Raw genomic sequence first — 26,167 nt, forward strand, 5'->3', positions numbered from 1 at the left:
GTTTCGCGGCCAAGCCGAGATAAACACGCACATGTAGATATTTATCCCAATTGCCACATTTGTTACAACTGATCACGCATTGATCGCGGTTTGTACTCGCTTATGTCACCGACCCGGCCGCCTCGAACCACATTCCGTCGTACGACTCGGAGGTGGTTGAAATGAGATTTCGCCCATTGATCGTCGGTGTCGGCCTCGTCGCCCTGCTCGGTCTGGCGGCCTGCGGCGGCGGTGAGAGCGGCACCAGCGGAGCGGCCGCTCCCGTGCAAGAGGACGAGAGGCAGCGTCGCCCCGCCGTGCCCAGCGCCTCGCCGAAGCAGCAGGACGAACAGGCCGCGCGCGAGGACGGCGAGCAGGACACGACCGCGGCGCAGATCTCCACGTTCGCCCTCGACGTGGACACCGCCTCGTACGGCTACGCCCGCCGCACCCTCAAGGAGGGACGCTGGCCCGCGCCGGCCGAGATCCGCCCCGAGGAATGGGTCAACGCCTTCAGGCAGGACTACGCGCAGCCGCCGGACGACGGATTCACCGTGCACGTGGACGGCGCCAGGCTGCCCGCGCGCGACGAGGCCGTCATGCGGGTCGGCCTGCAGACCCGCGCCAGCCAGGCGGCCGAGCGGCGGCCCGCCAACCTCACGTTCGTGGTGGACGTGTCCGGCTCGATGGCCGAGGCCGGCCGGCTCGACCTGGTCAAGTCCGCCCTGCAGAAGCTGCTCGACCAGCTCGCGCCCGGCGACCAGGTCTCGATCGTCTCCTTCAGCGACGAGGCGAGCGTGCTGGCCTCGATGACGCCGCTGACCGCCAGGGACGAACTGCGCCGGGCGGTGAACGAGCTCACCGTCGCCGGCGGCACCAACCTGGAGGCCGGCCTGGTCACCGGCTACCAGGAGGCCTCCAAGGCGTTCAGGCCCGCCGCCACCAACCGGGTCATCGTGCTGTCCGACGGCCTGGCCAACCAGGGCAGCACCCAGTGGCAGGCCCTCCTCGACCGGGTCAAGGAGCACGCGGGCAAGCAGGTCACGCTGCTGACCGTCGGCGTCGGCAGGGAGTACGGCGACGAGCTGATGGAGCAGCTCGCCGACAACGGCGACGGCATGGCCGTGTACGTCAGCTCCGAGGAGGAGGCCGAGAAGATCTTCACCACCCAGCTGCCCGCCACCATCGAGCTGCGGGCGCGCGACGCGAAGGCCCAGGTGGTCTTCAACCAGTCCGTGGTGGAGAGCTACCGGCTCGTCGGCTACGAGAACCGGGCGCTGTCGGCCGAGGAGTTCCGCGACGACAGCCGCGACGGCGGCGAGATCGGCCCCGGCCACTCCGTCACCGCCCTGTACGCGCTCAAGCTCAAGCCCGGCGCCGACGGCCAGCTCGCCCAGGCCACCGTGCGCTGGCAGGACCCCGACACCAGGGCCGCGTCCGAGACGAGCGAGTCCCTGCGCTCCGGCGACCTGGCCGCCTCCGTCTGGGACAAGGCGCCGGTACGGCTGCAGGTCGACGTGGTGGTGGCCGCGTTCGCCGGCTACATGCGCGACAAGGAGGCGTTCGGCATGGACCTGGGCTCGCTCGGCGAGCACGCCACCCGGCTGGCCGCCACCTCGGAGGACCCGATGGTGTCGGAGCTGGCCACGCTGATCGACCGGGCGAAGTCGATCCGCTGACACCGGCAGGGCGGCCCGGACCGGGCCTCCCTGTCTGCCTCCCTGTCTGCCTCCCTGTGCCGGCCGCCGGCCCGATCGGCGAGTGTGCGCCGGAAGTCCCGGAGTCGGCTACACTTTTGACTGGCACGAGGGGCTATGGCGCAGTTGGTAGCGCGCCTCCATGGCATGGAGGAGGTCTGGGGTTCGAATCCCCATAGCTCCACTCTCGGCGAAGGCCGCTCCCGCGATCGGGGGCGGCCTTTCGTGTGTCCGGAGTCAGGATGGATCCCTCGATATCGTGGATCTATCGAACAATTGTTCGTATAATAGAAGACATGAACCCTGTGGAACTGCCTGAGATCTGGAGGCCGCCCGTCGTCGAGCATGCCGCGGCGATCCGCGACGGCGCGGAGCGTTACCTGCTCGCCTGGGGTGACGACGCCCAGGGGGCGCGGTGGGGATACCTGCTGTGGCCGCCGCGGGCCCGGCACGACGCGAGCGCGCGCTGGGTGCACTGGAAGGAGATCCGCCCCGTCGCGGGCGAGGATTACAGCGCGGTCCCCATCGCGGATCCGCTCCTGTGAACCGGCTGATACTGACTAGAGTCAGATAATGGACGACACGGCGATCGGACGGGTCCGCCGCTTCCAGCGGACCGTGACCCAGCGGATAGGGGCGCTCAACGACGGATTCCTGGCCAGGGGGCGAGCCCTCGGCCAGGCGCGGGTGTTGTGGGAGATCGGCGCGGAAGGCAGCGAGATCCGCGCGCTGCGGGCCCGGCTGGAGCTCGACTCGGGATACATGAGCAGGCTGCTGCGCTCGCTGGAGGCCGACGGGCTGGTGGAGGTCGGCGGCGCGGGCCCCGACGGGCGCGTCCGCACGGCCCGCCTCACCGCCGCCGGGCTGGCCGAGCGGGCCGAGCTCGACCGCCGCTCCGACGAGGTGGCCGCGTCGATCCTGCGGCCGCTCTCCGGCACCCAGCGCGAGCGCCTGGTGGCCGCGATGTCGGAGGTCGAGCGACTGCTGATCGCCTCCATGGTCGAGGTGAAGGTGCTCGACCCCCGCCACCCCCATGCCCGCCACTGCCTGCGGGCCTACTTCGCCGAGCTGGCCCGCCGCTTCGACGACGGGTACGATCCCGCGCGCGGCATCCCGGCCGGTGACGAGGAGGTGCGGCTGCCCGCCGGGATGTTCCTGGTCGCGATGCTCCACGCCGAGCCGGTGGGGTGCGTCGCGGTGAAGCTGCACCCCGCCTCCAGGGCCGGTTCCGGGTGGGCGGAGATCAAGCGGATGTGGGTGGACCCGACGGCCCGCAGGCTCGGTCTCGGGCGGCGGCTGCTGGCCGAGGCGGAGGGGCGGGCGGCCGGCCACGGCGCGCGTACGCTGCGGCTGGAAACCAACCGGGCGCTCACCGAGGCCGTCGCCCTCTACCGGGCGGCCGGTTACGAGGAGGTGGCGGCGTTCAACGACGAGCCGTACGCCCATCACTGGTTCGAGAAACGCCTCTTGCGATGAGCGGGCCCCCGATCAGGGGTGCGATCAGGCGGGCGGGTTGAAGCGGTGGTAGCCGGGGGCGGTCCAGCCGGCGGGCAGGGTGCCGGCGCGGTCGACGTACGCGTCCAGCTCGAACCGCACCACCGGCTCCGCGCCCCATTCCACCCGCGCCCGCCCGGTGAGCTGCAGGGTCCCGCCGCGCTCCCAGTCGGGGAACAGCAGCCCGGCCGCCGGATCCAGCTCCAGGTTGCCCAGAGTCATGTACATGGTGTTGCCCGGATAGTCGGGGAACTCCAGTGAGCGCGGGCCGGTGACCCGGACGAAGCCGGGGTTGCCGCCCCGGTGCGACACGTCGGCGCCGTAGCCCTCGGCGCGCGTGGCGATGAAGAACGTGTCGGCCGCCGCGATCAGGTCCGAGTGCCGCAGGTCCAGGGTGGTGCCGTGGCCGAGGACGGCCGGGGTGCCGGGGGCCGAGGTGGGTTCGCGGGTCTGGATGTACTTGGGGCAGTTGGCGTAGACCTGCTCGGTCCTGACGACGAGCGTGTCCCCGTCCCGTACGGCGCCGCCGTTCACCCGCATCCTGCGCCGCGTGTGCGGCTCGATGGCCAGCAGGCCGATGTCCCGTTCGGACTCGAACAGCCCGTGCAGGGGATCGCCCGCGCCGGGCAGGGCGCGCAGCACGATCGTGCGCTCGCCCGCGGCCGTGGCGAACCCGGCGGGGCCGGTGAGCACGCTCGCCCACGGCCGCCCGAGGTCGTCGGCGGCGCCGATCAGGATCATGCGCTGCGCCCGCAGGAACGCGGCCGCGACCTCGGGGATCTCCGGCCTGGTCCGCGAGCTGCCGCGATCGTGCGCGACGCCGTTGCGCCGCTGCACCGCGACCTCGCCAGGGTGTGCGCGCATTAGAAGAATCCGCAGGTCGGCGCGCCGGTCGTGGGTGCGGGGCGGTCGCCGGCGCCGTCCGGGGCGAAGATCTCCAGCCGGATGCCGTCGGGGTCTTCGAAGAAGACGCCGCCCGAGGTGGCGCCCTCGCCGTGCGGCACCACGCCTCCGTGGTGCACGACCGCGCCCAGCTCCCTGATCGCCCGCTCGGCCCGCTGGACCGCCTCCAGGTCCGCCACCTGGAACGACAGGTGGTGCAGCCCGGGCCGGGCGGTGGCGAAGCGGCCCTCGCTCTGCTGCCACAGGGTCAGCTTCAGCGTGCCGTCCTGGGCCAGGAACACGTAGCGCCGGCCGTCCTCCTCGGACTCGCGGGCGACCGTGAACCCGAAGACGCGCCGGTAGAACTCCTTGGACGCCTCGACGTCGGCGACGTTGAGCCCGATATGCCCGGTCTGGAAGGACATGCCTCACTCCTCTAACGCATGCGGTGCTGGTTTGCCGTTAGAAGAACTATAACGGCAAATTTGCGTCTATGGCGTTAGAAGTGGGTCACCTCTTGTGCTCCCGGTAGTGCCGGGCCGCGCGGGCGCGGTTGCCGCAGGCCGTCGAGCACCATTCCTGACGCGGATGCTCCTTGACGAAATAGAGCACGCAACGCGGCGCCCGGCAGGTGCGCAGCAGAGCCCGGTCCGGGCCGGCGAGGAACTCCACCGCCGCCGTCGCCAGCCGCCCGCACAGCCGGGCCGGCTCATCCGTCCCCCTGGCGGGGGTGACGACGAGGGACGGCTCTCCGTTCCAGGACAGTTGCGCGGCCGTGGGGGCCGCCAGGGCGGTGGCGTTGACCAGGGCCAGCGACTCCTCGAACCCGGGCAGCTCTGGCGCGTCCGCCCGGCTCGGCGGCTCCGGGGTCACGGCCCTGGCGAACAGGGCGCGTACGGCCTGACGCAGTCGTACGACCTGATCCCGCAGCTCGTCGGAGGCGGTGAAGCCGGGATCCAGGCCCAGCTCGGCCGCGTGCTCGCGGGCCCAGGCCGTCAGGCCGTCCGCGTCCGACAGGGCGTCGACCAGGCCGGAACGGTCGGCTCTGACCGTGCTGACGAAGTCCAGACTGAGATGCGGCACCTGTTCAACCTAACGCCTGTCCGACTGTCTTGCCGTGAGAAAGAAGCCGGGAACTACCGTCCGCTCCTGAGGTCAGGCGCGGGCGACTCCGGCGAGGATGCCCGACCTGACCAGGTCGTACGCCTCCCCGGGCGTCCCGTCGGGCGTCCAGTCGGCCACCGGCACGACACCGGGACCGACCAGCTCCATCCCCCCGAAATAGGACGCGATGGTGTCGTAGCCGCGCCTGGCCAGGCCACCTGAGTCGGTCGCGGCGTAGACCTGCTGGCCCGCCCGCGCCTCCTCGTCGGTGACGTCGCCCGCGTACAGGTGGGAGAGCACCAGGTAGGAGCCCCGCGGCAGCCGCTCGCGCACGCGGGCGACGATCCTGGCCGCCTCGGCGTCGTCGGTGATGAAGTGCAGCACCGCCACCATGAGGACCGCGTACGGCTCGGAGAGGTCGAGATGCCCCGTGACGAGCGGATCGTCGAGGATCGCGTCGGGGTCCCTCAGGTCGCCCTCCAGCGCGATGACATCCGGCTGCCTGGCCAGCAGCGCGCGGGCGTGGGCCAGCACGATCGGGTCGTTGTCCACGTAGACGACGCGGGAGCCGGAGACGTGCCGCGCGGCCACCTGGTGCACGTTGTCCTGGGTGGGCAGCCCGGCGCCGATGTCGACGAACCGGCGCACGCCCGCCTCGGCGATCGAGCGCACCGCGCGGCCGAGGAAGGCGCGGTTGGCCAGGGCGATCCGCCGGGTGTCGTTGCCCATCCTGCGGCCGAGCCTGATCATCTCTTCAGCGGCCCTGCGGTCGGCGGCGAAGTTGTCGCGGCCGCCGAGGTAGTAGTCGTACATGCGGGCGACGCTGGGCACGGTGGGGTCGATCCCGGCTGGTGCGCGGTCCGCCTCGGTCATCTCCCGCCCTCCCGGTGGCTTCGCTGCCGCGAAGTCTACGAGCCATGCCGGAGCGTTCCGGGGGGTCATGCGGCGAGCGGCCGATCAGGTGCGCCGGAAGGTATGGCGGTAGGCGAGCGGCGACACCCCGACCGCCGCGTGCAGGTGCTGGCGCAGCGAGACCGCCGAACGGAAGCCCGCCCGCCTGGACACCTCCTCCACACCGAGATCCGTCGTCTCCAGCAGCCGCCTGGCGTGCTGCACCCGCTGCCCGTTCAGCCACCTGGCCGGGCTCATGCCGGTCTCCTCGCGAAAGCGCCTGGTGAACGTGCGCACACTCATCCTGGCGTGCCCGGCCAGCGCGGTGAGGTCGAGCGGGGCGTCGAGGTGGGCGAGCATCCAGTCGCGGGTGGCCGCCGTGCCGCCGCCGTCGCCGTACGGGAGTGGCCGGTCGATGTACTGAGCCTGGCCGCCCTCCCGCCACGGCGGCATCACGCAGCGCCGCGCCGCCCTGTTGGCCACCTCGCTGCCGTGGTCGCGCCTGATCACGTGCAGGCACAGGTCCATGCCGGAGGCGACGCCCGCCGAGGTCAGCACGTCGCCGTCGTCCACGAACAACACGTCGGGATCCAGCTTGACCTGGGGGAACAAGCGGGCGAAGCGGGCCGCCTCACGCCAGTGCGTGGTGGCCGGGCGGCCGTCGAGCAGACCCGCCGCCGCCAGCACGTACGAACCGGTGCAGATCGACATCGTCCGAGGGCGCCCCCGCAACGCCCGCCGCAAGGTGTCCGAGATCGTGCCGTCGCGCAGCGCCCGGCCCGCGTGGATGCCGGGCACCAGGACCGTGTCCGCCGTGTCGAGCACGTCGAGGTCGTGGTCGGGCAGCACGCTGTAGCCCGCGTTGCACCGCACCGGCATGCGGCCCTCCGAGCACGTCACCACCTCGTACAGCTTCTCGCCCGACGGCGTCTCCGCCGCCCAGAACACCTGGCCGGGCACGCCGAGGTCGAGCGGGGCGAAATGGTTGAGCACGACGACCGCGACACGATGCACCATGGCCGGATTCTTACACATATTGGCTTTCCGGCCACTCGTGGCCGTGTGGCGGGATATCCCAGGATGGGCGCATGACCTTGAGCACCACCCCCACGCGCCGACTCCACCGGGCCTGGTACGTGGCGGCCGTCGCCTTCGTGGCCATCCTGGGCTCCGCCGGGTTCCGGGCCACGCCGGGCGTGCTGATCACGCCGCTGCAGGAGGAGTTCGGCTGGTCGGCGGGCACCATCTCGCTGGCCGTCTCGATCAACCTGGTGCTCTACGGCCTGACCGCCCCCTTCGCCGCCGCGCTCATGGACCGCTTCGGCATGCGCCGCGTGGTCGCCGTCGCCCTGCTGCTGATCGCCGCGGGCAGCGGGCTGACGGTGCTGATGACCGCGAGCTGGCAGCTGCTGCTGTTCTGGGGCGTGCTGGTGGGACTCGGCACGGGGTCGATGGCGCTGGTGTTCGCCGCGACCGTGGTGGACCGCTGGTTCGTCCGGCACCGCGGTCTGGTCACCGGCGTGCTCACCGCGGCCGGCGCCACCGGGCAGCTCGTCTTCCTGCCCGTGCTGGCCCAGCTCGCGCAGGGCCCCGGCTGGCGCTTCGCCTCGCTGACCGTGGCCGTCGCGGCGCTGGCCGTGGTGCCGTTCGTGTGGTGGCTGCTGCGCGACCGGCCCGAGGACGTCGGCACGACGGCGCTCGGGGCCGATCCTGAGGCGGCGCCCGCCGCGCCGGCCGCGAAGGTCAACGCGGCGGTGCGGGCCGTCTCGGTGCTCGCCTCCGCCGCGCGGACGCGCCCGTTCTGGCTGCTGGCGGGCGGCTTCGCGATCTGCGGAGCCAGTACGAACGGCCTCGTCGGCACTCACTTCATCCCCGCCGCCCACGACCACGGCATGGCCCAGCCCGTCGCCGCGGGCCTGCTGGCCGTGATCGGCATCTTCGACATCGCGGGCACGATCGCGTCCGGCTGGCTGAGTGACAGGATCGACCCCAAGGTGCTCCTCGGCGTCTACTACGGGCTGCGCGGCCTGTCGCTGATGGTGCTGCCCGGCCTGTTCGCGGCCACCGCCGAGCCCAGCATGCTGATCTTCATCATCTTCTACGGCCTGGACTGGGTGGCGACCGTGCCGCCCACGGTGGCGCTGTGCCGGCGGATCTACGGGGCCGACGGGGCCGTGGTGTTCGGCTGGGTGTTCGGCTCGCACCAGGTCGGGGCCGCCATCGCCGCCGTCGGCGCCGGGCTCACCCGCGACCAGCTGGGCGCGTACGACCTGGCCTGGTACGTCTCCGGCGCCCTCTGCCTCCTCGCCGCCGGCATGTCCCTGGCCATCGGGCATGCTAGGAGACGATGAACAGCGAGCTTTACGTGCTGCCCCTCGTCGTCAGGATCGAGCGCGCCGCACCCCAGACCGCACCCGACTCCGGCCTTGTCCCTGGCCCAGCGAAGGGACCTCGCCAAGGGCCTCCTGAGCGCACCGACGCGCTGGAGGCCGCCGCCATGGCCGTGCTGAGCCTCCTCGACGACCCGGGGGAGTGGACCGGCGAGCTGCACGCCTGGCAGTCCACCGGAAAGATCCGCAAGGTCGTGCGCCGGGCCAGGGGCGCCGAGTGGCGCAGGGCGCTCGCGCTGCCCGGCCGGACGATCGAGCACCGCACGGCCGAGGTGCGCGTGCACCCGCCCGTGCCGCTCGACGACTGGCCGCGCGACCTGGCCAGGCTGCAGGTCTCCGGCACCGAGCTGACCGACACCGCCCCGCCCAGGCCCGCCGAGCCGCCGATCCTGTGGGCCAACCCGGCGCTGGAGATGTCCGCGGGCAAGGCCATGGCTCAGGCCGGGCACGCCGCCCAGCTCGCCTGGTGGGCCAGCGACGCGGACGAGCGGGCCGCGTGGCGTGAGCGGGGGCTGGCGGTGTCCGTGCGCACGGCCGGCACCCAGGAGGAGTTCGACTCCATGGTGGCGGCGGGGCTGCCCGTGGTGCGCGACGCCGGGTTCACGGAGATCGAGCCGGGTTCGTGCACGTTCGTCGCGGACGCGCCCTGGCTCTACGGCCGCGTCCCCACCAGCGGCGCCTGAACGCACGTCCCCGGCGCTACGGGCTTTGCTCCGGGCTTTATGGGCGCGGGGTGAAGACGTCCGCCAGCACGCCGCCCGCCGGGGTGATCCGCGCGGGCGAAGGGCTGTCGTACACGACCATGAGCCGCCCGTCCGCCAGCCGTACCAGCCCCTCGGGGTGGTCGCAGCCGACGCCGTAGGGCAGGTCGGCGACGACCTCCAGCTCGCCCTCCGGCACGACGCCGGGCCGCCTGTCGTTCTGCCGGTCCGGCTGCCACCGTATGACGCGTACCGGACCGTCGAGGTCCATGGTGGGCCCGGCGAGCAGCAGCAGCGCGTCACCGTCAGGGCACATGTCCCGCACGCCCAGCCCGCCCAGGTCCAGGAAGTGCTTGCGGTACGGCTCGCGCAGCCGCAGCCGTCCCTTGCCCGCGTCTTCGATCCGCAGCTCCAGCACCACCGCCCAGCCCCGCAGCACAGGACCCCGCAGCCCGAGGTGGACGCGGTCCCCCGTGACGGCGATGCCCTCGACGTCGAGGCCGTTGTCCTTGCCCGGCAGCGCCAGGAACGGCGCGAGGTGCCGGTCGTCCTTGAGCGCCTCAGCGAGGTTGTCCCGGCCGGAGAGGATCGCGCCGGGCAGGGGCGTCCCGGTGGCCTCGTCGAGCGGCAGGCGGACGAGGATGAAGCGGTTCTCCTCCCTGACCACGGTGGCGAGCCGGTCGGCGGCCTTGGCCGGGTCCTTGGACTTGACCCGCTTGCGCTTGAGACTGTGCGAGCCGGCCAGCCACAGGTGGCCGTCCGTCCTGGCCAGACCCTCGATGTCGGCCTCGTCGTCCGGACCGGCGGGCAGGCTGACGTAGTCGGCCAGGCGGAAGGTGCGCTGGGCGCCGTAGTGGTCGCCGGTCCACGTGAGGTGTTCGAAGGTCGCCGTCTCGTCGCCGGCGACCCAGAGCCCGGTGGAACTCTGGCGGATCGCTGAGAGATTTGTGTGTGTTTGCGCCGCTTGCGAAGCATGGTTGAATCGCAACTCCACCTGTTCCACCACGCCATGATTGCACTTCGGTCGCTTCCCGGACGCGATGGCGGGATATGTCGTACGCTCCCGTCGTGCTCCATGGGGAAGATGAGATCAAGGGTTCCCGAGTGATAACGGCCGCACGGCATGGGATCCCTGCCTCTCCGCCCAGACGCTCCCGCATCGGCGATCTGCGGATGCGGGACGTGTACCGGGGGCTGGCCATGGCCACCGCCGTCGCGGCGGTAGTCGCTGCGCTGGTCATGGTGCTCCCGTCGGAGCCGGACGAGGTCGCGGCGGGGCCGGTCACCGCGCCGCCGGCCGCACCGCCCTCGTCCGGCTCCGCCCGGTCGTCCGAACCGTCGTCCGAGCCGTCGCCGGAGCCGTCCGCGGGGCCCTCGCAGGAGCCTTCGTCCGGGCCTTCTGATCCGCCCGCCAGCGCCGCTCCCGCGCAGCAGCCGACGCCGTCACCCAGTGGGTCGCTGGCGCCCGGCTACACGGCCATGGAGGCCCTGCACGCCGACCCGCGCGTCCCCAAGCTCTCCCGGGGCGTCAAGCGCATCCCCCTGCGCTCCCCGGGCAAGCGCTTCGTCAAGGACGCCCGCACCGGGCTCGCGGTGCCGCGCCTGTCCGGCCCGTGGAAGCCGCACGGGGCGGCGCCGTTCACCACCAAGCAGGTGCTGCCCAGGACGCGCGGCGCGGACGTGCGCGGCATGTTCGTCACCTGCCCGCTGCCGATCCTGGCGCAGAAGTCCCCGCGCGACACCGCCCTGCTGGCCGCCCGCTGGACGCTCAACCATCACCCCGACGGCTCCAGGATCACCTGGCTGGCCTCGCAGCCGGTCAAGCGCGGCTGGATGCTCGTCTACCGCGTCACGTACGGGAAGCACACCTCGCGCGCCGCCGTCGTGATCATGGACGGGGGAATGAGCAAGCCGGGACTTGCGTTCGTCACAGTGCCGGATTCGCGGCGAAAGCAGTGGCGCGACATCGGCCGCGTGGCCTCAGGGGTACGTGTTCTAGGCTAGAAGATCATGTGTGCGGCGATGTGGGGGAGTGACGCCGTGGAACGCTCTGGACCGCCGCAAGCTCCGGAGAAGGACAAGGGCAAAGGCAAGCCGCCCTGGCGCTCCGAAGGGCTGCCGGGCACGCCCGGCGGCCGGCCGAAGATCAACTGGTGGCGCTTCGTCGTCACGCTGCTCGTGGTGTACGCGGGCTTCTTCGTCGTGTCGTCGTTCGTCGACAGCGGATCCGTCGAGACGATCTCGTACACCGAGTTCACCAACCAGGTGAACGCCAAGAACGTCAAGGACATCTACGCCGAGGGCCTGTCGGTCGAGGGCGACCTGCGTTCGGCGGTGAAGAACCCCGACGGCGGCGCCTCCTACACGCGCTTCGCCACCGAGATCCCCGCCTTCGCCAACACCGACCAGCTCGACCAGCAGCTGTCCACCGGCCAGGTCGTGATCACCAGCAAGCCGATCACCCGGGGCTTCTTCTCCAACCTGCTGCTGTCGCTGCTGCCCGTGCTGCTCCTGGCCGGCCTGTGGATCTGGATCATGCGCCGTGGCGCCAGCATGATGGGCGGCGGCCTGGGCGGGCTCGGCAAGTCCAAGGCGGCCAAGCCGGTCGAGGCCGGGCAGGTGCGGGTCACGTTCGAGGACGTCGCCGGCATCGACGAGGTCGAGAACGAGCTCGTCGAGATCGTCGACTACCTCAAGGATCCCGGCAAATACCGCAGGCTCGGCGCCAAGCTGCCCAAGGGCGTGCTGCTCGCCGGCCCTCCGGGCACCGGCAAGACGCTGCTGGCCAGGGCGGTCGCCGGTGAGGCCAAGGTGCCCTACTTCTCGGCCAGCGCCTCCGAGTTCATCGAGATGATCGTGGGCGTGGGCGCCTCCCGGGTGCGCGACCTGTTCGAGGAGGCGCGCAAGGTGGCGCCGTCGATCGTCTTCATCGACGAGATCGACGCCATCGGCCGGGCCCGCGGCGGCGCGGGCGGCATCGGCGGCCACGACGAGCGCGAGCAGACGCTTAACCAGATCCTCACCGAGATGGACGGCTTCTCCGGCGCCGAGGGCGTGATCGTCATCGGGGCCACCAACCGGCCCGAGATCCTCGACCCCGCGCTGCTGCGTCCCGGCCGCTTCGACCGCACGGTCCAGGTGGGCCTGCCCGACGCGGCCGGCCGCACCGCGATCCTGGCCGTCCACACGCGCGGCGTGCCCATGGACGCCAAGGTCAGCCTCGACCAGCTCGCCAAGACCACGCCCGGCATGACCGGCGCCGACCTGGCCAACCTGGTCAACGAGGCCGCCCTGCTCGCCGCCAAGCGCGGCAAGGACAAGGTCACGATGGCCGACTTCGCCGACGCGCTGGAGAAGCTGCAGCTCGGCGCGGCCCGCAGCATCGTCATGCCGGAGGAGGAGCGCACGCGCACCGCCTTCCACGAGGCCGGCCACGCGCTGCTCGGCATGCTCCAGCCCGGCGCCGACCCGGTCAGGAAGATCTCCATCATCCCGCGCGGGCGGGCCCTGGGCGTCACCCTCTCCACCCCCGACACCGACCGCTACGCCTACGACGAGCAGTACCTGCGCGGCCGCATCACCGGCGCGCTCGGCGGCATGGCGGCCGAGCAGGTCGTCTTCGGCGTCATCACCACCGGCGCCGAGAACGACCTCGAACAGGTCACCATGATCGCCCGCGGCATGGTGGGCCGGTGGGGGATGTCGGAGAAGGTCGGCCCGCTGACCATCCTGCCCAACGACGGCCAGCAGCCGCAGGCCTCGCCCGCCACGCTCGCCACGGTCGACGAGGAGGCGCGGCGGATCGTGGACGAGTGCTACGAACGCGCGCTCCAGGTCCTCGGCGACAACCGCGACAAGCTGGACGCGATCGTGGCGGCGCTGCTGGAGCACGAGACGCTGGACGAGGCGGGGGCGTACGCGGCGGCCGGCCTCTACACGCCGAACGGGTCCGGCGGCTCCGCCGATCGGCGGCCCGCGGCCGTCGAGGCGCGGCCGACGGCCTTCACCCAGGCCCATCCGGTGGCTACCGCCGAAGGCGTCCCGGCCACGACGCCGGAGTCCGAGCCGGTCACCGCTGACACGGAGACGGGCCAGGCGGCGCCGGCCGGCGACCCCGACCAGCACCCCTTCACCGACCCTCAGCCCCAGCACCAACGCTGACCTTTCGGTCGGGCACGAACGCCGGCCACCTCATATCTGGACAGGCGGCTTCATTTCGAACCCCGGCCCTGGCCTCCGGACACCGATCGCGTTTCCGGAGGCCAGGGCCGCGGCTTTTCCGAGAATTAGGACAATCCGGACGTTGGTCCTGGTTCTCCAGGGGCAGGTCATCCGAGACGACTGTGATCGGGGGACCGTCGTGACACTGTATGACGAGCTTCTCGCCGGACTCGGAGACTCAGGACTGGAGCAGATCGCCGGCATGCTCGGCTCCGACACGCTCACGGCCCGCAAGGTCATCGAGGCCGTGTCGGGCACGATCGTCGGCGGCCTGGCCCGCAACGCCGAACACCCGGACGGCGCCGACGCCCTGCTCGGAGCGCTGGACGACCACAGGGACGCCGACCCCTTCAACGGTGACGTGGCCTCGCTGACGAGAGACGGGCACAGCATCCTCGGCCACGTCCTGGGGGGTCAGGGGACCGAGCTGGCCGCGTCCCAGCTCTCACGCCTGGCCGGGGTCGACTCGGGGACCATCATGAAGCTCATGCCCCTCATCGCCCCCATGATCATGTCCCTGCTGGCCGGTCGCGCCGCCAGTCGCGACATGGACCCCACCGCCCTGGCCGACGACCTCGAACGCGAACGCGCCTCGGTGCCAGGCGGGCTGGGGGAACTGCTGGACGGGATCCTGGGGGACATCTTCGGCGGGGCCGTGCCGCGGCAGCTGGGGCCGTACGAGCCGCGCATCGACCCGTACCGGACCGAACACGAAATACCCCCCTCCAGCGGCACCTCAGGAAGGGGCCACGGCGCGACACCGGCCACGGGCGGGGCCGAACGCGGGCTGACGCCGGGTACGGCGCGGGGCGAACGCGGGATGACCTCCAGGGGCGAGCGTGGGGCGGCACCGGGCACGACGGACCCCGACTGGTGACCGGTAGGCTGTGCCGGTGATCGTTCTGGCCTCAGCTTCCTCCGCCCGCCTGGCCCTCCTCCGCAGCGCCGGTCTCGACCCGAAGGTGATCGTCAGCGGGGTCGACGAGGACTCCTTCTCCGCCCACTCTCCCGCCGCGCTCAGCCTGGTGCTGGCCAAGGCCAAGGCGGAAGCTGTCGCGAGCGAGCTCGAAGAGGGGCTGGTCATCGGCTGCGACTCGATCCTGGAGCTCGACGGGCGCCCGTACGGCAAGCCCGGCACCCGCGAGCAGGCCGTGGAGCGCTGGCGGCTGATGCGCGGCCGCACGGGCCGCCTCGTCACCGGCCACTGCGTGATCGACGTGCCGGCCGGCCGGCAGGCGGCCGAGGTGGCCACCACGGTCGTGCACTTCGGCCAGCCGTCCGAGGACGAGATCGCCGCCTACGCCGCCAGCGACGAGCCGCTCAACCTGGCCGGGGCGTTCAGCATCGAGGGGCGGGGCGGCTGGTTCGTCGAAGGCATCGAGGGCGACCACGGAAACGTGCTCGGCATCTCGCTTCCCCTGCTGCGCGACCTCTTCACCGAACTCGGCTACGCGGTGACGTCGTTCTGGCGCTAGCCTGCCGGTCATGCGATCAGTGCGCGACTTCACGGCCGGCATCGGCTTCTTCCTCCAAGGGGTCGGATGGGTCGCCAGGAACACCCGATGGTGGCTGTTCGGCCTGATTCCGGCGTTGATCGCGTTCGCCGTCTACGTGGCGGCGCTGATCTTCCTCGGCACCAACGCGTCGGAGCTGGCCGAGTTCCTGACGCCGTTCGCGGACACGTGGAGCTGGCGGGACCTGTTCCGCACGCTGGTGGGCATCCTGCTCTTCCTCGGCGGGCTGGCGCTGGCGGTGATCACGTTCGCGGCGCTCACGCTGGCGATCGGGGAGCCGTTCTACGAGAAGCTTTCGGCCGCGGTGGACCCGCTGGAGACGGAGAACGAGCAGCCGTGGTGGCGTACGCTGCCGCGCTCGATCCGGGACAGCCTGGTGACGCTCCTCTATGTACTGATGTTCACCATTCCGCTGTTCCTGCTGGGATTCATCCCGGTGGTGGGGCAGACGGTGGTGCCGGTGCTCGGGGCCGCCGTGTCCGGCTTCTTCCTGACGGTCGAGCTCACGACCCTGGCCATGGAACGCCGCGGCCTGGCCCGCAAGCAGCGCTTCGCGCTCCTGCGCGGGAACAAGGCGAGTGCGCTGGGGTTCGGGGTGGCGGTGTTCCTGCTGTTCCTGGTGCCGTTCGTGGCCGTGGTGGCCATGCCGGCCGCTGTGGCGGGCGCCGCCCTCCTCGTACGCACCCACCTAACCCCCACCCCCGGCCCCACTCCCACCCCCGGCCCCACCCCCTCACCCTGAACCGACTCGTCCCGGCTGAGAGCCTCACCCTGACCCCACCGCCCCGGCCCGACCCTCACCCGGCCTCACCCTGAACACGCCCGCCCACGCCGACCCACCGGCCTCGTCTGCGTCGCTCGGCTCCACCTGAACGCACCCGCCTGAGCTGAACGCGCACGCTTGGGCTGAACGCCGTCCGTCCGCGGTCGCCCTGCCCCGACCCCCCTGCCCCGACCCCCCTGCCCCGACCCCCCTGCCCCGACCCCCCTGCCCCGACCCGCCTTGCTCGGTCCGGCCTCGTCTGAACGCGCCCGCCCCGGCTGAACGCCGCCCCTTTGGTCCGGCCTGAGTGCACCCCCGCCCTGCCCCTGCCTACTCCGCCCCCGGCCCGCCTGCTCGGTCTGAGTCTCGCCCGCTTCGGTTGAACGTCGCCTGTCCCGGAGCGGCCTGATCCCCCCGTGCCCCCGCCCCGCCCGGCCTGGGCTGAGTCTTGCTCGGCTGGGTCCGGCAGCCGGCAGCAGTCCGCCTGGCCCAGCCGCATTGATCAGAGGGAAGGACGCCGGCCATGGCGGTGGACGACGGTGTGCTGGGCGCGGTCACCCTTCCGAATCGGAAGCCCCGCGCGCCTCCTGGCCCGGCCACCCTGCCCGTGCAATCCGCCTCAGCGGAAGCCGTTCGGTGCCCTCCATCGGTCGAGTCCTACTATTTGGCCCCCTGTCGGCTGTGGACAGCCCTCCGTCATCCACAGAACCGCGTTCGGCCCATTGCCGTCCAACTCGTCCACGGCATCCTCTCGGCCCATGACGACCAACCACCCAGCCCCCACCCCAACCCACGCCGCCACTCCCACCCCCAGCTACGCCCCCACCCCAACCCACGCCGCCACTCCCACCCCAACCCACGCCCGCACCCCTGACCCCGTTCCGGTCCCCATAGGCCCTGCCTCCAGGACCAGCCCCGTCCAGGGAAACCCCGTCCACGGCAACCCCGTCCACGGCGGCTCTGTCTCCACGGTCGGCTCAACCGCTCATGGCGGCCCAACCACCAACCCCGACTCCGTTACCGGCCCCAACCCCGTCACCAACGGCAGCCCTGCTGGTGACCCCAGCCCCGTCACCCACGGCGGAACTGCCGCCGACCGCCACACCAACCCGGTCGCTCCGGGCGGCACAGTCAGCGACCTCGACCCGATCGCTCACGGCGGCACTGCCGGCGACCTCGGCCCTGTTGCCCAAGGCAGCAGTACCACCAGCCCCAACCCTGTCGCTCAGGGAGCTACCGGTGGCGACCTCGGTCCCATGACTCAGACGCAAGGCGGCACTGCCGGCGACCCCCGCGCGCAAGGAAGCCGCAGTCGTGTGCCCAACCCGGGAGGTGACTCCAACCCCGGGCCTGTCATTGACCACCACCGCCACCAAAATCACAGTCAGCGTGGCCGCCACCGCAAAGACCCGCTCCCCTTCACCCCCGACACAACCACCTCCGCTCCCGATCTCCCACAGGACTTCTCGACCTTCGACACCGATGCCTGTCTCACTCTGAGAAGCCCGACCGACGTTCTGGCCGCCGTGCCCTACCTGGTCGGCTTCCACCCCACCAGCAGCCTCGTAGTCGTCGGCCTCGCACGCGGGCAGGCCAAGATGGTGGCCAGGTGGGGCCTGCCGTTCCCGCAGGGCACCCTCGACGCCCTCGCACCCCTCTTCGAACGCGAAGGTGTCACGGAGATCGTCGTGATCGGCTACGGCCCGGGGGAGCTGGTCACCCCGGCAGCCGACGAGGCCAGGCTGCTCGCGGCCAAGTCAGGGGTGCGGGTGGGCGAGGCGCTACGGGCCCACGAGGGCCGCTATTGGTCGTACGTCTGCGACCTGGCGACGTGCTGCCCGGCGGAAGGCACCCCGTACGACCCCTCCACCAGCCAGATAGCGGCCGAAGCCACCGTCCGCGGCCTGGTGGCACTCCCGGACCGCGAGTCCCTGGAGCGCACACTTGCCCCCATCACAGGTCCGGTACGGATGGCGATGCGCCGGGCCACGGCCGAAGCGATCGCCGACTTCCGCGCCCGGCTGATGGCCGCCACCGACCTGGACGCCTTCGCCGGGCAGTTCGTCTCCGACGGCCTGGAACGGGTCCGGGCCGCGCTGAAGACCCACTCCGAGGGCGGCAGGCTGGACGATCTGGAGGCGGCGAAACTCGGCCTGGACCTGGTCATCATGAGGGTGCGCGATGAGGGCTGGACCCTCATGGAAGACTCCCACGCCCCGCTCTGGAAAGACCTGACCCGCAGGCTGGAGCCCCGCTTCGTGCCACCGGCCGCGTCACTGCTGGCCATAGCAGCGTGGCGGGAGGGCAACAACGTTCAGGCCACCATCGCCCTCGAACGTGCCCTCGCCGCCGACCCGACCTACTCGATGGCCAACCTGCTCATGCACGCCCTGCAGAACCTGCTCTCGCCGGCCATCCTCCGAGGCCGCCTCCCGACCCCCGCAGAACTCGACGCCACCATGGGCCCCGCCACCGCCGTCTGGCTGCTCCCCCTGGTCAACCTCCTCGACGACGAGGACCCACCCCCCACCCTCCAATAATCTCCGCATCACGGAAGCGAAGAGCAGAGCCGAAGGAGAAAGAGAACGAAGGAAGCACAGGGGCGGGGGACCCCTGTGCTGTCGACCTCACCCGGGCCGGCTCATGTGTACCAAAGGAGGGAGAAAGGAGCCGCTTTAGAGACTGCCTTCTTCCTTCTTACGGCGTTCGTTGTAGGCGCGCATGCGCTGCGGGTAACCCGTGAGCTGCACGTCGTACACCGGAAGGGCAAGGTCGCGGGCGACCTTGCGGATCACTGCGGGTGAACCCACCCTGCGCCGGGTCCACTCGCCGTCGTCGGCCACCGCCACAGCGGTCGTGTCGGTGGCAAAAGTTTCTGGCTCGACATAAAACTCGACACCACGCCGCGAACGGGCGAAGGCGATAAGAGCCTCGATGTCGGCGTCTGTCGCCTCGCGGTCGAACTTCGCGATCTTGCGGCCGCGCAGTCGACGAATGCCGTAGCGGTCTCGCCATCTCATGAATCCTTTTTATACCGTCTGGAGCCCTCGCGTCGGGGATGATCTAGGGGACAGATCGGGGATTCTCCCGATGGCATCGAAGGTTCGGCGGACGCAGTATGTGAGGAGACAGCTCGATTCTCTAAGGAGAGGCATGGCGATTATGGCTGGGGTACCCAAGACCCCCGGGCCGGGACAGGTGCCGCCAGCTCATCTGCGCGTCACCCACCAGGACCGTGAACACGTGGTCGAGCACGTCAAGACCGCCTACGCGGAGGGTCGCCTCGACGAGCTCGAGTTCGACGACCGGTTGGAGCGCGCCATGACCGCGCGCACCCACGGCGACCTGATGCCCATCATGAAGGAGCTGTACGGCACCGCGCCCGTCCCCCGGGTCGCTCCGGTGTCGACCCCGGCTCGTCCTCAGGGTACGACGGAGAGCAACGAGCGTCTCGGCGCCGCCCTGGCGCACACGCTGCCCATCGTCGGCTTTCCGATCCTCGGGCCGCTGCTCCTGATGCTCACCGGCGGCAAGACCTCGCCGTACATCCGCTCGCAGGCCGTCGAAGCGCTCAACTTCCAGATCACGGTCGTCGGCGCCTCGATCCTGCTGCCGCTGACCATCATCGGGACCCTGCTCGTTCCCGTCATCTGGGTCGTGGCCGTCGTCCTTTCGGTCGTCGCCGGTGTCTCGGCCCTCTCGGACGGTAACTACCGCTACCCGATGACGATCCGTCTTGTGAAGTGACCTGGCGGGGAGGGGGCTGTCAGCGGTTTCCGCGGCACAACCCCTTCTCCGCGCCGTCTCAAGGCGTTCGCGTCGTCTGCCAGGTGTTCGGTCGGTCGCGACGTCCATTCACGTTCGGGTTGGGAGCGTCCGGGCCGCACATGGTGCGGGCGGACGGCGATGACGAGATCGGTGTGAGCTGATGGTGGATCGAGGTGATGGGGGCCGGTATGGGCTCGCCGCCCTCGCCTCCGTGCCTCTCGGCTTCCAGCGCGGGGGTGATGGGGGTCGGTGTGGGCTCGCCGCTCCCGCCTGCATGGCTCTCGGCTTCTCCGGCGCGGGACCCTCACCGCCTGGCTAGATGATCGCCCAGACGGAATCGGCCGGGCTCGCGTTCAGCGGTTTCATCGGGACCCGTGCCTGGCCGTCGATGATGGCGGTCACCTGGTGAATCTTCCGCACAATTAGCTAGGTTGCCGTCACTTCGTTTGATTCTCACAGGGAGTGGCAGCCGTGCGGCAACAGCACAAGACCTTTCAGGCGATCGAGGTCGGCGACGGCGGCGACGGGCGGTGGGCCGCTCACGCGCGGGCCCTGTGGCAGGACATGGAGGGCCTGCTGACCGCGGAGGGCCGGACTCCGGAGGGCGCGGACCGCGTCCGGGCGCTGTTCTGTGCGCACATGCCGGAAATGGTTCCGGTGCTGAACCGCCTGACCGGCCAGCTCGACCGGCCCGAGGCGGAAGCCTTCCTCACCCATGCGGCACTGCGGCCGTTCTCCCCGGCCTGCACCCAGATCGGCAGGAACGGCATTCTGCTCCGCAACTATGACTTCCCGCCCGATCAGTGCGAGGGCACCATCGTCTCCTCCTGCTTCCTGCGCCCCGTGATCGGGATGCAGGACCTGCTGTGGGGCTTGCTGGACGGGATGAACGACGCCGGTCTCGCGATCTCGCTCACCTACGGCGGACGTTCCGTCTACGGACGCGGCTTCGCCATTCTCATCGTGGTGCGCTACCTGCTGGAGACGTGCGACACCGTCGATGAGGCGGTCGGCAGGCTGCGGACCCTGCCGATCGCCGTCCCTCAGAACCTCACCCTGGTCGATCCCGCGAAGGCGGTGACGGTGTTCGTCGGGCCGGACATGTCGCCGACGATGGCACCGGATGCCTGCGCCGCCAATCACCAGCACCTGCCGGTGACCGACGAGCAGGAGCGGGACATGCGGACGCAGGAGCGGCTGCACGCCATTCGCGCCGCGGGTGCTGACGTGGCGGCGATGCTGAAGCCGCCGCTGTATCGATCCGTCGACGAGCAGGGAACGGTAACGCTCTACACCGCCTGCTACCAGCCCGTTGAGGGCCGTGTGACGTATTACTGGCCCGGTGAGTCCTGGCACCAGTCCTTCGGTGACTTCACCCCCGGATTCCGCACCGTGGGCTGGGGCCTGGCCGGCTGAGAGACCTTCCGGACTCCTGCTCACCCCTGCGCGAAATCGGGCCGGCCATGAGTTCGGTGCCGATCTTTCGAGCGTCTCGCCAGGGAGGCCGACAGTCACAGGGGAAGCGGGCCGAGGTCCCGTACGGTCTGGGCGAGTGCGCGGATGGCGGCGTTCTCGGCTCGCCACACCAGACCGTGGGCCAGGGGTTCGAAGTCGGCGAAGGGCAGCCAGGCGATGTCCGGGCGGTTCCAGTAGCGGGCGGAGTGGGCGGGCAGGGCGTTGACGACCTCGCCGAAGCTGACCAGCGAGAGCAGTTCCTCCATGTGGGTGACGAGCGGGCCGCGCACGATCCGGTTGCCGCCCGGGGTGTGTGAGGGGCGGGTGGCCGGCCTGTATCTGCGGGTGTGGGGTCGTTTGCTGGGTTCAAGACGGTATGGCCGTGCCGGTCCCGTCGGCGGCTGGTGGGATCGCTGGACGGCCGGTTTCGTACCTGCGGATGTGGGACCGGCCTCCGCGTCTGAGACGGTATTGCCGTGCCGGTCCTGCAAGTGCTCGGTGAGATGGTCGGGTGGCCGACCTGTATCTGCAGGTACGGGTCGTCTTCCGGTGTTCGGGGCGGCCGAGACCGTTCAGGTCCTGCCGGCGATCGGCGGGATCGTCGGGTGGCCGGTCTGTATCCGCGGGTGTGGGGTCGTCTTCTGCGTCCGGGGCCGCAAGGCCGTGCCGGTCCTGTCGGCGCTGGCCGGAACAGCGGATGGCTGGCCTGTGCCCGCGGGTGCGGGGATGTCTTCCGGGTCTGGGACGGCAAGGCCTTGCCGGTCCCATTGGTGATCGGCGGGATCGTCGGATGGCCGCGCTGTGCCTGCAGGTGTGGCGCCTTCTGCTGCGTCCAGGACTTCGGCTCTGTGCCTGCCTGGTGCTGTGTTCATCAATCGACTGAAAGTGAGAACGTCATGATTCTGCTCACCGGAGCCAACGGTGTCGTGGGACGCCAGGTCATGAAGCAACTGCTCGACGACGGCATCTCCGTCACCGCGGTCACCCGAGGTCCCGCCGCGCCCCCGTTCCCTGAGGGTGTGAAAGCCGTCAGTGGAGATCTGTTCCGTCCTCAGTGGATCGAGGTGGCGCTGGAAGGGGTGGAAGCCATCCAGATCAGCCCGCGCGCCACCGGACCCGGTCTCGGCGAGCTGCTGAAGGTGGCGGCCGGGCAAGGTGTGCGGCGCGTGGTGCTGCTGTCGGCCACCACCGTGGAGCATCCGGCCGGGGAGGCCCGTTTCGCCGCTCAGTTCAAGCTCGCCGAGGACCTCGTCACCGGCTCCGGCCTGGACTGGACGGTGCTACGCCTGGCCGACTTCGCCGCCAACGCCCTGGCCTGGGCGCCTCAGCTCAGGGCCGGTGACGTGGTACGCGGCGCGTACGGCAAGGCGGCGACCTCCCCGATCCACGAAACCGACATCGCGGCCGTCGCCGTACAAGCACTCCGTACCAGCGACCACGCGGGCAAGACGTACACGCTGACCGGGCCGGAGTCGCTCGACCAGTACGAGAAGGTGCGTCTCATCGGCGCCGCCACCGGCCGGACGCTGTCCTTCCAGGAGCTCCCGCCCGAGCAGGTACGGCAAGGCATGCTCGCGCAAGGACTGCCCGAGGAGGTTCCGGCCCGCCTGCTCGGCTCTCTGGCCGACTACGCCACCCGTTCCGGCCCCACCACCGGAACCGTGCAAGACCTCCTAGGCCGCCCCGCACTCACCTTCGCCGACTGGGCCCGCGACAACGCATCCGCCTTCAGCGGCGGCTGATCACCACCCGATCAAACAGCCCCCGGTGCGCTCACCGAGGGGTTTTGGCCAAGTAATGGCTTCTGTCGCCGGGCGTACTGCCTGACGTGCCGGGACCTGCGGCGCGCGCCAGAACGACCCGGGATCTGCGGCGCGCGTCCGAGCGACTACTCGGGGCGGCGGTGTGGTGGTGGGGGTCGCGAAGCATGCCCATCACAGGGATCTCCCGGCCGCCGCCACTGCCCGCCACGAACGAGGCGTCATCACCCCCTTAATCAGAACAAAGAATGGAATGAGATCATGAGCAAAGGTTTGGTTCGTCACCGGTTCGTCGCGCGGCCTCGGGCGCAACTTCGTCGAAGCCGCCCTGTCGCGCGGCGACAAGGTGGCCGCCACCGCCCGCAACGTCCAGCACCTCGATGACCTGGTCCGCGCCTACGGTGACGCCGTGCTCCCGCTGGAGCTGGAGGTGACCGACAAGGCCGCCGTCGTCGAGACCGTCAAGCGGGCCAGGGAGCACTTCGGCCGGCTCGACGTCATCGTGAACAACGCCGGGTACGCCCAGTTCGGTGCGATCGAGGAGCTGACCGAGCAGCAGTTGCGCGATCAGCTGGAGACCAACGTGTTCGGTGCGTTCTGGGTCATTCAGGCCGCGCTGCCGTACTTGCGCGAGCAGAAGTCGGGGCACATCATCCAGATGTCCTCGGCGGCCGGGCTCATCGCCATGCCGCTCGGCGGGGCGTACCACGCGTCTAAGTGGGCGCTGGAAGCTCTGAACGAATCGCTCGCGGGCGAGGTCGCCGGCTTCGGCATCAAGGTGACCATGATCGAGCCCGGCGGGTTCGCCACCAGGTCCGGCAAGAACCCGAACCCCCTCGACAACGGCCACAAGGTCGAGCCCCTGCCGAGCTACGACGGTGTCCGCCAGGCCCTGGCTGGGGTCGCGGGCAAGCTGCCCGCCGGCGACCCGGCCGCCGCGGCCCAGGCCCTCCTCAAGATCGTCGACGTCGACAACCCGCCGCTGCGGGTGCTTTTCGGTAAGGGCTTCTACCCGATGATCCAGCAGGCGTACGCCGCCCGGCTCAAGACCTGGGACGACTGGCAGGACCTGCCGATGGAGGCGCACGGTCAGGCCGGTTGAGGAGCGCGGCTCGGATGGCGGCCTCGCGCACGATCACAGCGTGATGCCGGCAGCGATCCGGGCGCGGGTCTCCAGCCGGGCCGACAACAAGGCCGTACAGGCTCATGCCGGGCAACGACACCCCCGGTGTGAGCCCGTATGGCCGCGATGGGCGCCGGCGTCGTCAAGGGGATCGCGGCTCACCGGTTTCGACGGGAGTCCCGGCGCGCAGCGGGGCAAGTTCATCGCGACGCCCGTCCGCGATCGGTCCTTCTCCGCGTACGCAAGGTCGCGGCGGGTGGTTTTACCTCCCTCGGAATCATATTGAACAGACAGGTCTGTATAGTTAGGGACGTTTGTTGCATACCAAGAGATAAGTGACCCCATGAGCTGCACATCCGCCACAGCCGCCCCCACGCCCCACATAGTCCCGACCAAGCAGCCCCCCGCCCACGCGGCCCCACGCCGCAAGCTAGGCCCCAGAGCGTCCATCGCCGTGCTGGCCTCCATGTTGGTGTCGTTCCTGGGATCGTCCAGTGCGCCGACCCCCCTCTACGCCGTCTACCAGCAGCATTGGGGCTTCTCGCCCATCACCACCACCATCGTCTTCGGCGTCTACGCGCTAGCCGTCCTGTCCTCACTCCTGATCTTCGGCAGGGTCTCCGACCAGGTCGGCCGGCGCCCGGTCCTCCTGACGGCCCTGATCGTGCAGGTGCTGGCCATGGTCGTGTTCATCGCCGCTGACAGCGTGGGCGCCCTGCTGGCCGGCCGAGTTCTCCAGGGGCTGAGCGCGGGCGCGGCGGTCGGTGCCATCGGCGCCGGGATGCTCGACATCGACGCGCGCAAAGGCGGCTTCCTCAACTCCTTCGCACCACTGATGGGCACCGTGGTCGGCGTCCTGGCCTCCGGACTGATCGTGCAGTACCTGCCGGCCCCCACTCGTCTCGTCTACGCGATCCTGCTCGGGATCTTCGTGCTGCAGACGCTGGCCGTACTGGCGCTGAAGGAGACGGTCACCCGACAGCCGGGCGCGCTGGCCAGCATGGTTCCGGAGTTCAAGCTGCCCAGGTCGGCGCGTACGTCGATAGCGATCGCCGCCCCCTTGATGTTCGCGGTGTGGGCGCTCAGCGGCCTGTACGGCGCGCTCGGCCCGGCCATCATGCGGACCCTGCTGCACTCCACGTCCGTGCTGTGGGGCGGTCTGCCGCTGTTCGTCCTCGCGGCTCCCGCCGGCCTGGCCGTCGTGCTGCTGCGCGGGGCCAGGACGCAGGTCATGCTGCGGACCAGCATCAGCACACTGATCGTCGGCGTACTGATCACGCTGCTGTCCATCGCCTGGGGCGACGGCGGCACGCTGTCGGCGATCGGGTTCTTCGTCGGCGCCGCGATCTCCGGCGTCGGTTTCGGCACCGGGTTCCAGGGCGGCCTCAGGCTGGTCGTCCCGCAGGTGCGGTCGCACGAACGAGCCGGCGTGCTCTCCCTCCTGTACGTCGTCTGCTACGTCGGCCTGGGCGTTCCCGCCGTGATCGCCGGCATGCTGGTCGTGTACGGCGGCGGCCTGGTGCGGACGTCCGAGGAGTACGGCATCGCCGTCATCGTGCTGGCCCTCGCGGCCCTGACGGTCCTCGTGCTCAGCGGCCGTCGCGCCGAACGGAGGCCGGTGAGCCCCGGTTACCAGGAGAGCGCGGTACAGGTCTCAGAGGGCTGATGGATCTTTCCCGCGCTAGAGTAGACAGGTCTGTCGAATAGGCGACTCTTCAAGGTCAGAGTGAACAGGTCTACCCGAAGGATGGTGGCAGCCATGGCGGCCAGGACCGCGGCCAAGGCGTCCGCACGTGAGCGGCTTCTGGAGGCGGCTGACGAGCTGTTCTACAGCGAAGGCATACAGACCGTCGGCATCGACCGGGTGATCGAACACGCCGGGGTGGCCAAGGCCTCGCTCTACAACACCTTCAAGAGCAAGGAGGGTCTGGTCTGCGCCTACCTCGAACACCGCTTCGCACGCAGGAGAGACCGCGTCGCCCGCGCCATGACCCGCTTCCGCACCCCGCGCGAGCAGGTGCTCGGCGTCTTCGACGCGCTGGGTGAGACGTTCACGGACCCGCAGTACAACGGCTGCGCCTTCGCGCGGGCGACCTCGGAGGCGCCGGAGAACAGCGCCATCCGCAAGGTCGCGGAGGATTATCGCGTCTGGATCCGTGACCTCTTCGCCGGGCTGCTCACCGCGTCCGGATGCGCCGACCCCGACACCCTGGCCCGCCAGTTCCTTCTGCTGTACGACGGCGCGGCGCAGTCCGCGAGCCTGGACCATGACCCCTCGGCCGCCACGACCGCCCGCGCCGCCGCATCCGTCCTCCTCGACGCGGCCCCGCTCAAGACGCCCACCCCGTAGGAACGGCACCCCGCGCAGGGCGTGCTCACGCCGTGGGAAGCCTGCCCGGTCAAGGCGTGCCCACTCCGCAGGAAC

General features: G+C 70.6%; 24 protein-coding genes, 1 tRNA gene and 1 pseudogene. 18 read left to right on the forward strand and 8 right to left on the reverse strand.

Going from position 1 to position 26,167, the window contains the following annotated elements; translation table 11 throughout:
* Window positions 1–161 precede the first annotated feature (161 nt).
* The 4 genes from AB0C27_RS14895 (at window position 162) to AB0C27_RS14910 (ending at window position 3,152) form a co-directional block, all read left to right on the forward strand.
* Window positions 162–1,658: a von Willebrand factor type A domain-containing protein gene (locus AB0C27_RS14895; RefSeq protein WP_357843338.1), complete on the forward strand. Its 1,497-nt coding sequence runs from the start codon at window positions 162–164 to the stop codon at window positions 1,656–1,658.
* A 129-nt stretch (window positions 1,659–1,787) separates the two neighbouring features.
* Window positions 1,788–1,860, forward strand: a tRNA-Ala gene (locus tag AB0C27_RS14900).
* Window positions 1,861–1,972: 112 nt separating this feature from the next.
* The gene (locus AB0C27_RS14905) at window positions 1,973–2,221 is read left to right on the forward strand and encodes a hypothetical protein (RefSeq protein WP_357843341.1); all 249 of its coding nucleotides are present in this window, start codon (window positions 1,973–1,975) and stop codon (window positions 2,219–2,221) included.
* A gap of 28 nt (window positions 2,222–2,249) precedes the next feature.
* Window positions 2,250–3,152 carry a bifunctional helix-turn-helix transcriptional regulator/GNAT family N-acetyltransferase gene (locus AB0C27_RS14910; RefSeq protein ID WP_357843344.1) on the forward strand — a complete coding sequence of 301 codons (903 nt, stop codon included), beginning with the start codon at window positions 2,250–2,252 and terminating at the stop codon, window positions 3,150–3,152.
* Window positions 3,153–3,176: 24 nt separating this feature from the next.
* Here AB0C27_RS14910 and AB0C27_RS14915 read toward each other — a convergent pair whose 3' ends face one another.
* The 5 genes from AB0C27_RS14915 to AB0C27_RS14935 all read right to left on the reverse strand — a co-directional run bounded on the left by AB0C27_RS14915 (window position 3,177) and on the right by AB0C27_RS14935 (window position 7,064).
* Window positions 3,177–4,034, reverse strand: a complete 858-nt coding sequence (locus AB0C27_RS14915; protein WP_357843347.1) for a pyridoxamine 5'-phosphate oxidase family protein — start codon at window positions 4,032–4,034, stop codon at window positions 3,177–3,179.
* Window positions 4,034–4,477, reverse strand: a complete 444-nt coding sequence (locus AB0C27_RS14920) for a VOC family protein (RefSeq protein ID WP_357843350.1) — start codon at window positions 4,475–4,477, stop codon at window positions 4,034–4,036. The genes AB0C27_RS14915 and AB0C27_RS14920 overlap by 1 nt, the downstream gene beginning before the upstream one ends.
* A gap of 85 nt (window positions 4,478–4,562) precedes the next feature.
* Entirely contained in the window at window positions 4,563–5,135 is a 573-nt protein-coding gene (locus tag AB0C27_RS14925; RefSeq protein WP_357843353.1) for an ABATE domain-containing protein, read from the reverse strand.
* A 72-nt stretch (window positions 5,136–5,207) separates the two neighbouring features.
* A complete protein-coding gene (locus tag AB0C27_RS14930) occupies window positions 5,208–6,029 on the reverse strand; it encodes an SAM-dependent methyltransferase (RefSeq protein ID WP_357843356.1) in 822 nt (273 codons plus the stop codon).
* Window positions 6,030–6,113: 84 nt separating this feature from the next.
* Complete coding sequence (locus tag AB0C27_RS14935) at window positions 6,114–7,064, reverse strand: helix-turn-helix domain-containing protein (protein ID WP_357843360.1); 951 nt, start codon at window positions 7,062–7,064, stop codon at window positions 6,114–6,116.
* A 71-nt stretch (window positions 7,065–7,135) separates the two neighbouring features.
* On the opposite strand from AB0C27_RS14935, the gene AB0C27_RS14940 reads away from it, so the two are divergent.
* Window positions 7,136–8,398: an MFS transporter gene (locus tag AB0C27_RS14940; protein WP_357843363.1), complete on the forward strand. Its 1,263-nt coding sequence runs from the start codon at window positions 7,136–7,138 to the stop codon at window positions 8,396–8,398.
* A complete protein-coding gene (locus AB0C27_RS14945; protein WP_357843366.1) occupies window positions 8,395–9,120 on the forward strand; it encodes a peptidyl-tRNA hydrolase in 726 nt (241 codons plus the stop codon). The genes AB0C27_RS14940 and AB0C27_RS14945 overlap by 4 nt, the downstream gene beginning before the upstream one ends.
* 37 nt (window positions 9,121–9,157) lie before the next feature.
* On the opposite strand, the gene AB0C27_RS14950 is transcribed toward AB0C27_RS14945, so the two are convergent.
* Window positions 9,158–10,132: a DUF3616 domain-containing protein gene (locus AB0C27_RS14950; RefSeq protein ID WP_357843369.1), complete on the reverse strand. Its 975-nt coding sequence runs from the start codon at window positions 10,130–10,132 to the stop codon at window positions 9,158–9,160.
* 179 nt (window positions 10,133–10,311) lie between these two features.
* Between AB0C27_RS14950 and AB0C27_RS14955 the strand changes: the two genes are divergently transcribed.
* The 6 genes from AB0C27_RS14955 to AB0C27_RS14980 all read left to right on the forward strand — a co-directional run bounded on the left by AB0C27_RS14955 (window position 10,312) and on the right by AB0C27_RS14980 (window position 18,176).
* Window positions 10,312–11,142: a hypothetical protein gene (locus AB0C27_RS14955; RefSeq protein ID WP_357843372.1), complete on the forward strand. Its 831-nt coding sequence runs from the start codon at window positions 10,312–10,314 to the stop codon at window positions 11,140–11,142.
* Between the two features lie 36 nt (window positions 11,143–11,178).
* Window positions 11,179–13,299: an ATP-dependent zinc metalloprotease FtsH gene (ftsH, locus tag AB0C27_RS14960; protein WP_357843375.1), complete on the forward strand. Its 2,121-nt coding sequence runs from the start codon at window positions 11,179–11,181 to the stop codon at window positions 13,297–13,299.
* Window positions 13,300–13,498: 199 nt separating this feature from the next.
* Window positions 13,499–14,236, forward strand: a complete 738-nt coding sequence (locus tag AB0C27_RS14965) for a DUF937 domain-containing protein (protein ID WP_357843378.1) — start codon at window positions 13,499–13,501, stop codon at window positions 14,234–14,236.
* A 16-nt stretch (window positions 14,237–14,252) separates the two neighbouring features.
* Window positions 14,253–14,834, forward strand: coding sequence for a nucleoside triphosphate pyrophosphatase (locus AB0C27_RS14970; protein WP_357843381.1), 582 nt, complete (start codon window positions 14,253–14,255; stop codon window positions 14,832–14,834).
* A 10-nt stretch (window positions 14,835–14,844) separates the two neighbouring features.
* Window positions 14,845–15,615 (forward strand): EI24 domain-containing protein, encoded by a 771-nt coding sequence (locus tag AB0C27_RS14975; protein ID WP_357843384.1) that lies wholly within the window; start codon window positions 14,845–14,847, stop codon window positions 15,613–15,615.
* 1,517 nt (window positions 15,616–17,132) lie between these two features.
* Entirely contained in the window at window positions 17,133–18,176 is a 1,044-nt protein-coding gene (locus tag AB0C27_RS14980; protein WP_357845254.1) for a DUF4192 domain-containing protein, read from the forward strand.
* Window positions 18,177–18,311: 135 nt separating this feature from the next.
* Here the strand turns inward: AB0C27_RS14980 and AB0C27_RS14985 are convergent, their stop codons facing one another.
* Window positions 18,312–18,656, reverse strand: coding sequence for a hypothetical protein (locus tag AB0C27_RS14985; protein ID WP_106250354.1), 345 nt, complete (start codon window positions 18,654–18,656; stop codon window positions 18,312–18,314).
* A gap of 142 nt (window positions 18,657–18,798) precedes the next feature.
* Here AB0C27_RS14985 and AB0C27_RS14990 point away from each other — a divergent pair, with 142 nt between their 5' ends.
* Together AB0C27_RS14990 and AB0C27_RS14995 are read left to right on the forward strand one after the other, a co-directional pair.
* Window positions 18,799–19,383 (forward strand): DUF1707 and DUF4870 domain-containing protein, encoded by a 585-nt coding sequence (locus AB0C27_RS14990; RefSeq protein WP_357843387.1) that lies wholly within the window; start codon window positions 18,799–18,801, stop codon window positions 19,381–19,383.
* 483 nt (window positions 19,384–19,866) lie between these two features.
* Complete coding sequence (locus AB0C27_RS14995; RefSeq protein WP_357843390.1) at window positions 19,867–20,820, forward strand: C45 family peptidase; 954 nt, start codon at window positions 19,867–19,869, stop codon at window positions 20,818–20,820.
* A gap of 95 nt (window positions 20,821–20,915) precedes the next feature.
* On the opposite strand, the gene AB0C27_RS15000 is transcribed toward AB0C27_RS14995, so the two are convergent.
* Window positions 20,916–21,149, reverse strand: a complete 234-nt coding sequence (locus AB0C27_RS15000; protein WP_357843393.1) for a hypothetical protein — start codon at window positions 21,147–21,149, stop codon at window positions 20,916–20,918.
* A 606-nt stretch (window positions 21,150–21,755) separates the two neighbouring features.
* Here AB0C27_RS15000 and AB0C27_RS15005 point away from each other — a divergent pair.
* From AB0C27_RS15005 to AB0C27_RS15020, 4 genes and pseudogenes are all read left to right on the forward strand, one after another.
* Window positions 21,756–22,601, forward strand: a complete 846-nt coding sequence (locus AB0C27_RS15005) for an NAD(P)H-binding protein (protein ID WP_357843396.1) — start codon at window positions 21,756–21,758, stop codon at window positions 22,599–22,601.
* 298 nt (window positions 22,602–22,899) lie between these two features.
* Window positions 22,900–23,721 (forward strand): annotated as a pseudogene (locus AB0C27_RS15010) (SDR family NAD(P)-dependent oxidoreductase); the annotation flags it as partial.
* Between the two features lie 364 nt (window positions 23,722–24,085).
* Complete coding sequence (locus AB0C27_RS15015) at window positions 24,086–25,408, forward strand: MFS transporter (RefSeq protein WP_357843399.1); 1,323 nt, start codon at window positions 24,086–24,088, stop codon at window positions 25,406–25,408.
* Window positions 25,409–25,501: 93 nt separating this feature from the next.
* A complete protein-coding gene (locus AB0C27_RS15020) occupies window positions 25,502–26,092 on the forward strand; it encodes a TetR/AcrR family transcriptional regulator (RefSeq protein WP_357843401.1) in 591 nt (196 codons plus the stop codon).
* Window positions 26,093–26,167: the final 75 nt, after the last annotated feature.

This window comes from Nonomuraea sp. NPDC048882 (assembly GCF_040649755.1).
Classification (GTDB): domain Bacteria; phylum Actinomycetota; class Actinomycetes; order Streptosporangiales; family Streptosporangiaceae; genus Nonomuraea; species Nonomuraea maheshkhaliensis.